This is a genomic window from Veronia nyctiphanis (assembly GCF_004116385.1).
In the GTDB taxonomy this organism is placed as follows: Bacteria; Pseudomonadota; Gammaproteobacteria; order Enterobacterales; family Vibrionaceae; genus Veronia; species Veronia nyctiphanis.
This window is the reverse complement of sequence record NZ_PEIB01000063.1, coordinates 1-7,567: the sequence shown is the minus strand read 5'-3', so window position 1 is coordinate 7,567 and position 7,567 is coordinate 1. Positions and strand designations below refer to the sequence as shown.

Annotated in this window: 7 protein-coding genes; all 7 read right to left on the bottom strand. The window is 46.3% G+C overall.

Annotated features, from left to right (window positions below; all coding sequences use genetic code 11):
• Positions 1–33 precede the first annotated feature (33 nt).
• Positions 34–435, bottom strand: a complete 402-nt coding sequence (locus tag CS022_RS24095; protein WP_129124408.1) for a hypothetical protein — start codon at positions 433–435, stop codon at positions 34–36.
• A gap of 26 nt (positions 436–461) precedes the next feature.
• Complete coding sequence (locus CS022_RS24090; protein WP_129124407.1) at positions 462–3,062, bottom strand: CRISPR-associated endonuclease Cas3''; 2,601 nt, start codon at positions 3,060–3,062, stop codon at positions 462–464.
• Positions 3,059–3,658 carry a type I-F CRISPR-associated endoribonuclease Cas6/Csy4 gene (locus CS022_RS24085; protein WP_161569740.1) on the bottom strand — a complete coding sequence of 200 codons (600 nt, stop codon included), beginning with the start codon at positions 3,656–3,658 and terminating at the stop codon, positions 3,059–3,061. Before CS022_RS24085 ends, CS022_RS24090 begins: the two co-directional genes overlap by 4 nt.
• Positions 3,659–4,498: 840 nt before the next feature.
• Positions 4,499–4,786, bottom strand: a complete 288-nt coding sequence (locus CS022_RS25660; protein ID WP_201746388.1) for a DNA adenine methylase — start codon at positions 4,784–4,786, stop codon at positions 4,499–4,501.
• A 211-nt stretch (positions 4,787–4,997) separates the two neighbouring features.
• Positions 4,998–5,258, bottom strand: a complete 261-nt coding sequence (locus CS022_RS25655; RefSeq protein ID WP_201746387.1) for a DNA adenine methylase — start codon at positions 5,256–5,258, stop codon at positions 4,998–5,000.
• 106 nt (positions 5,259–5,364) lie between these two features.
• The gene (locus CS022_RS24075; protein WP_129124405.1) at positions 5,365–6,384 is read right to left on the bottom strand and encodes a phage portal protein; all 1,020 of its coding nucleotides are present in this window, start codon (positions 6,382–6,384) and stop codon (positions 5,365–5,367) included.
• Positions 6,384–7,567: terminase large subunit domain-containing protein (locus CS022_RS24070; RefSeq protein WP_201746386.1), on the bottom strand; the 1,184-nt coding region annotated here is incomplete at its 5' end. The genes CS022_RS24075 and CS022_RS24070, both read right to left, overlap by 1 nt.

Here is a 7,567-nt window from a genome sequence, read left to right as displayed (position 1 = left end):
ATTTCACCATCACCGAGTGGCGTATCCAAGCCTTTAGCAAGCTCGCGGGTAAAATGGTGAGTTGCGTTTAATGGAGTCTGCGCCTTTCTCCATCAACATGTAACCACGCATCAAGCCAAGGTATGAACTTGCGAAAGTCTGGGAGACACTTGGCATATCACTTTTGCTGACAACCAATTCACCACGCTCGCCATCGTTATTATTGAAGCCCGCATTATTGGCCAGCATCATGCCTCGAGCATCCTCCTCAAAGAAATGCCCTCTGATACAGTTTGATGAAATATACATCTGGCCATCGCGTTGTTTGGCATAAATGCGGTTTTGGAAACCCTCGTCTGATCCTTCTTTACCCGTTTTAGGGTTTACACCGCCATTGGTATTCACACAGCCGAAACCAGACGCCTTAATGTTGAACTCTACGTACTTTACGCTCATTGTTTTTGTTCTTCCCAGTGAAGTTATTAAAAAGATGACAGGCCTTTTTTCAGGCGTTTGAAACCAACTGCAAGCTGCTTTTGTTGTTCATTGAATACATGTAGGTAATAGAGCCCGGTTGCATCAGTCAGCGATGGTGTGGAGCAGACCAAGGGATAACCGGGTTGCTTAGCGAGATAGGCCAAGTGTGTGCTTTTCTCTCGGCCTGCGTATTTTGCACGGTACGTCAGGCTTGATTTGAGTCGCTTAAATTCGGGGGCGCTGAGTGAGTTCAGATTGCCTACCACATCGATCTCATAGCAGTCACTCTCCGTGATGCTAACAAGCCGCTCTCTTTGGCCGGGCATACCTATCAACGAATCTGCTAGGGTACGAGCAGGCAATATTTCCGCATGGCACATGGTCGCCCAAATGCTGCCACCACGGTATGAAACCGCAACTTCCTTACCGAGATTAGTCTCTATAGTCAGTTTGGTAGGTTTGTAGAGCCTCACCGTATCGAGATACTGCAAAGCATCAATGACGAATTCTTTCGTTTCGTCCACCAGCTTTCCGTTTTTTTCTACCTGTTCAATATGAAACTTTCGATAAAAGTCATTGAGATCGTTCAACGACGTTGTGAAGTTATTACCAGCCAGTTTCTCCGGATTGGCACCTTGATTGCCCAGTGTCGCCACCAGCGCTTGATAAAACTTGTAACTGTATCCGGCGTAATATTGTTTCTTTGGGTCAGGAACAACCCGGTCGCCTTTAAAATTGTTCTTTCTGGCACCTGTATTTTTTAGCGAGCCAAAGGTACCGTATTTTCCTTTCTTTTCATGAACCTGCTCTGTGCCGGACTGAATCTTTACGGTAGCGCTGCCGTACTCCGCAAAGCGGTTACTGCGCCCGATACGCTGTATCACGTTCGCTGGGTGGCTTAACTCAGTATTCAGTTTTTTCCGTGATATATTCAGCGATGCCTGCGCAATAGGCCCGGCAAACAAAGTCTCTGAATCAGAGGTCGGGTTTCGCCCAAAACGAGAAAGCACCTCATGGGTAAGGCCTGCTTTATCATTCGCTGTGAATTTCGAGTGATAGCACATGATGTCATCACGCCCATTCCTCCAGCTTGTAATGGCCTGATCCTGTGCCTTAGACGCCGTATTGAAGACATAGGCAGCACTAGTTTCATCCTCCGGCAATTTATCGACGAAAGAGAGGTGCACTGGCTGCTCATTGAACGACGGCAAGACGACAGGGTATTGCCAACTGGCATCATGTCGACATATGAGACGAAGATGCATAGGCTCTGGTGTTGCTGAGATAAATACGTGCCCCTGCGTTTGGAACTCTTTTATACGCATCAGCACAGCAGAGATGTAGTACAACGACTGGATTGAGAAGAGCTCATGGTACTCGTCAAACACTGTGTAGCGATTGATGTATTCCAAAAAGTTCTGGTTCTCGCTATTCGATGTGAGCCATTTCGCCACCTGGTCAATGGTTGTGATAACAATATCCGCCTCGAAGATATCTTCTTCTAGGCATTGCTCACCTTGCCAAAGCTCTTGTGTTTCACCAGTCAAAATAGAGACCTTGGCATCAGGTAAACTCTCTTTGATTTCTTCCAATACAGAGAGTCCGACGGCAATACGAGGACATACCCAAAGCATTCCTTTATGGGAGGATTCAGCTTCAGTGCGGGCTTTGTGATAGGCCATCAACGCAGTCCGTGTTTTACCGCATCCCGCAGCCCCCATGATCACGTTTGAATCATAGTGGACCAGATTAACAGCCGCCGCGAGTTGATCGTCGGTTCGTTTCCCGGCTAACTTCGGCAAATCTATATATTGCTTAATAGACTTGAGGAAACGGCTGTCATCATAGGAGGTGACATTAATTGGCGTGTAAATATCAGAAACACTAAGGCCAGACACATGTCTGTCGGCGAAAATCGTAAGAAAGCGAACGATAAAACGACTGACATTATTATCAAGTTTCTTCTGAAAGTCTTTTATCCAATCTGACAGATCACTACGTGTTGGCTCTGCTACATCAAAAAAGCGAGGAGCTTTGACAGCCTCTACCGCATCGAGAATATTATCGCAGTTGAGTAATATTTCTTGGCCGAGTAATTCAGACAGAAAGCACTTGGCTAAATCAGCAAAGCGTTCTAAGCGCCCTTCATCATCAAAATACTGCTCTGCAATCTCACTCAAAGTTTTTTTACGAACTGGCTCTGCGTGGTGCCAGTAAATCCCGTATTGAACCTGTTTTTTTAGCTCACGGTTGGCTTTGTTCTTTTTTATATTTTCCGGTAAATAGCTTTCGACTAATTGCTTCCAGATGGCATCGAATAACACGAGACTTAGCTCATGGTGCAGAGGATTATCAGCAGAGTAAAGTTGTCCTTCCCCAATCTCGGGTTGGTAAGCTTCCTCTCCTTTTAGGTAAGCCTGAAAATCTTCAGATACTTTACCAATATCATGCAATAAGGCACTTATCCTGATTGATGTTTTGAGTGCCTCACGACCCGATGGCTTAAAATCAGAGAAAACCGCATCAAACAAACCCGCCGCATTCTCTGAAACCTGTCGAGAGTGTTCTATCAACGATTGATTTTTGCTGTTTGCTAACAAGGTCATTTAACCTCCAGAACAGGAATAAAGACAGGATTCGAGTAGCTACTGAGGCCGTAAGAGTTGAACGTGGACACATTCATTCGGGCTTGTTCTGCCTGCTCAGGTGTAGCCTCTTGTCTGGAGATATTGAGAGTGAAATTGCGCTTACTTGAGTGACTGACCATATTGATTTGCGGCAGTGTCTGCTCAAAGTAGCGTGACATAGTAGCCTTCGCTCTCATCTCTTTTGTTGCCGAGGTGCTTGATAGCATTCTTGCCATGGCTTGAGGTGGTGCGCCGCGTTCCAGCTTCCTGTCTCGGATGAACGCTACATAGCGAATGTGACTGGCGTCAGACACGTCATGAAGCCCTTCAAAGGACACTTTTGCTGATGACATCAACTTAATGAGCGGAGCAAAAGACAATAAGCCCTCAACGGAATCGGGAGATACTACGCCCACTAAGCTTCCTGTTGATTTATCGTCTATTTCTGGGAAGGAGAGGCCGTAGTTGTTCTTACCATGTTCTTTCATCGATTGCGCAAAAAACTGATGAAGCGCTTGAATAAGTGGCCCCATAGAGGACACATGCTTAACTTTCAGATGTACAAGTTTTTTCAAAGTACCCTCGCTGGTATTGATTCCGCATCCACGGTTGAAAGCAAAATACAGATTTTTAGGCATATAAACCATATCTTTTATGGGGGTAGCTTGTGGGAAATCAACTAAACAGCTAATAAAAATGCTTTTAATTGTTTTAGTCACTCAGAAAAAGTTGAAAATTTAGACAGGGGATACAATATTGGTCAGATAATAACTGCCAACTAAACGATTTTCTTTGTGTTTTTAGACAAGGTATCGAGCCATTGTTACTGGCTTTAACTTTGAAATTTATGGGCCAGTCGCGAATTGGTAACTAGGGTAATCAAAGTATGAAATGTATTATAAATCATTAATATTTAATCAATAATTAGATAGCAAAAAAGGTGATTTTAAAATAAATAAAGAATAATTTGGTTACCTTTTAAAAAGGTCATATCACGCCTTTGAATTATTCAATAAAATAAATGACTTAAAGAGAGTTACCTTTGATATCACCCTTGATCACCTTCCATGAGTGATTTTAAAAATCAATGAAAACATGACTTTATAACCTTTATCAGAAAGTAATCACTCAAATTACCTTTTTCCGATAAACCATCTGCTTCACTGTGTTTCCAGCATAGCTTTTCCAACCACCGGCCAAATATTTAGCTATCTCTTACGCACGAAATTTGCAAAGAAACACTAACAAGCCAACTTGCGCTTAACGCCAGTAATACCGCCACATTTAACTTCTCCGCAGTGATAAAAATTACGGCCTATTTAGACCGCAGGCGTGGCGGGGGATGACCGCACAGCGCGAGGCAAGCAGCAGGTGGAATGGGTGGCCGCCTGCTGAGTGATTTGAGGTGTTTGTGTTTACTTGGATGTGAAGATCAATTCGTCACGCTTGGCTGCGTTATGAGAACCGCCAACAGTGTAGGTAATAGAAACATTGTGACAGGTTAAGCCCTCGAACACTTCTCTTATCTCAGGGTGGTCGTTTATGGAAATAACAAACTTCCCTTTGCTGGTCTGAGCCAACTCTGCCATACGAACATAATTGTCAAAGCTAAACGCTTCCCCATAGCCTGTCGTTCCCCAGTAAGGTGGGTCAAGGTAGAACACAGTCTCCGGGCTGTCGTATCTGGCGATGCAATCTTGCATGGCAGGTTTTCAATGGTGGTACGGGCAAGGCGGAGGTGGGCCTGACTTAGGTCTTCTTCAATACGCAGCAAGTTTAAACGCAGCGGCGTGGTCTTCGATGTCCCGAAGGTCTGCCCCACCGCCTTACCTCCGAACGCTAATTTCTGCAGGTAATAGAACCTCGCGGCCCGTTGAACATCAGTCAGTGTTTTGGGGTTGATATCCCTCGCCATCAAAAACTCTTCCCGCTGACAAGCGCCCAGCGGAAATGACGGACAAACTCGTCCAAGTGGTATTTGACGATGCGGTACAAGTTCACCAGCTCGCCATTGAGGTCGTTGATCACCTCGACTGACGAAGGTTCTTTCATAAAGAATATTGCCGCACCTCCGGCGAATGGTTCGACGTAGGTACGCTGGCCATTGACGTATGGCAAGATATGTTTGGCAAGTCTGCGCTTGCCTCCCATCCAAGGGATGATAGGTCTGGACACGGTAGCAGCCTCTTTTTGTTGATTATGCTAAGCTCCTCCGTGCTGTGTGCACACGGCGGGGAGCCTCGGCTGGCCACGGTGGTACTGTCACCGCGTCCGGTGATGATTAGGGTGTTGCTGCACCCTGATCATCGCTCCTCTTTCGTTGAATCTGTTTCGTCAATGTCGACCAGATAGGGAGTAAGCGGATCACCTCCTCTCCTATCCAGTCATTAAGTTCTTTGAACCTCTCCTGTAGCGGCAGCAGTTCATTGCGGGCAAAGACTTTGGTCGCCGCTTCTGCTGAACCAAAGCCACCAGTATTCTGAGGAATAATTCCCATGATCTGAGGCGGCACTCGGTGAGCCGCCAGCACGTCATCGCGGGTAACGTTTTTGATGTTGTAAAACTCATCTTTGGCTGAGACATCAGCGATAGGAATAACCTGCAAGCCATCTTTTTTTCCATCTGGCGCATACATAAATAAATTGCGGAAGTTACCCGGCCCTTTTGACTCTTTCAGGGCCTTTCGCAGGTTGTTGATGTCCTGCTCTTCGTGAACGGTATCGGTGACATAGAGAATAAATCCGGCATGGCTGCCATTGAGGTAGTACTTGCGCCTAAACAAGGTAGCCGACTCATTGAGCCACGCACTGTTTAGGGCCGCGAGGTATTCAGGCACGCCATAGATTTCCTGATTGATATCAGGCTCCAGCAGGTGAAAAATGGTGCCGTATTTGAAGTAGTGTTTGTGTCCCTTGTCAGTTAAGAAAAGGTAATCGTCTTCAGGCATCCGACGGGTATATTTCGCAGGGCTGGGTTTAAGTTTTATTGTCTTTCCCAATCGAGTAATTACCCGTTCAAAATAGGCATTGCCAAAGACCAAATAGTCGAGTGCTACTCTGCTGAAATCTTGCTTAGACAATAGGGAATGAGTTTGATAGCTGGAGACCAGAATGTTGCGCTTCACAGAAAGTGCAGAGTGATGATGGACGCTGGCGTTAAGTGATTTTGCTAACCCCTGGAGGCTGACCGGAGGCTCGTAGTAATCGCCATGTAGCCAGCATTCTCGGTATTCGGTAATTTCCCGCCCTTCCAGTACAGGGACTGGATCACCAAATGAAAACACCTCGATATTGTTACTCATCAGAAAATCTCCATCACAGTCCGCGAGCCGCCGCCAGACTCATCAATACTCATCAGAGGTTCGCGGTCTAAGGCATGCATTAGCGCCCACGCCAAGTCGGCGTGTCCGGTTTCATTGGTTCGGCTGGCTTGATAGGTAACCTGCTTACCCGAGGTGGTCGATGTTTTGTGGATAGTGAGAAAGGCCAATGCCATGTCATTCCAACCAGAATCGAACTCCAATCGGCGATGGCTAATCAGCTGTTTAGCCTTTAACACCAGTCGGTTTTTTACCTCAACGGAATAGGTGATTTTGGTAGTAGCCGGGAAGAACTTACGCACTAACTCATAGACGCCGTAGCCAATCCCACTAGTATCAATGGCAATGTGCTGGACGTTATATTGCCGGGTCAGGCTCTTAATCCGATTGGCCTGACTGTCAAAGTCGAGGTTATTCCAGCTATGTTTTTCCAATACCCGAAATTTACCGCCTGAGACCATAGGTGGGGAGACCACCACACAACTTGCATCATCACGGGTTCGCGATGGGTCGTAGCCAATCCAAACAGGACGGTTGCTGAGTGGTTTGCTGGTTAGTGGATAGAAGTCATCCCATACCGTCCAGCTATCGACCATGCAGGCCTGCAGTTCTGAAAGAGTGAAGATACTGGCTGCATCATCGACAAACTGGCACATCAGCAGGTTGTTGTATTCCTGCTCGTTATATTCAAGCTTTAGTTGCTCAAGGTCGAACAAATCACAGCCTGCAGCAACGGCATCCTCAACCGTGACAATTTGCCGCCACTGACCGTCATCGCAGGTTTGCCCTACCGCTAAGGCTTGGTGACTAATGTCTATTTCAACCTTTTGGGCTTTCTTCCTGCCACGGTTAAAAAGTTGTCCGTCCCAGAATGGATAAGCATCATGGTTTAAAGTCGAGGGTGTAGAGAAATAGGTCTGCTTCCACTGCTTGTGCATCGCCATCCCGGAGGCCACTTTGCGCAGCTCCTGAAAGCGATAAATCCAGAAATACTCATCGATATACAAATTGCCGTGATAACTCTGGGCAGTGCGGGAGTTGGTACCGAGAAAATACAGGTTGGCGCCATTCCAAAGTGTTATCGGGTCGCCTCTCAGTTCGACCCCGGTATCCTGAAAGCGATAAATCCAGAAATACTCATCGATATACAAATTGCCGTGATAAC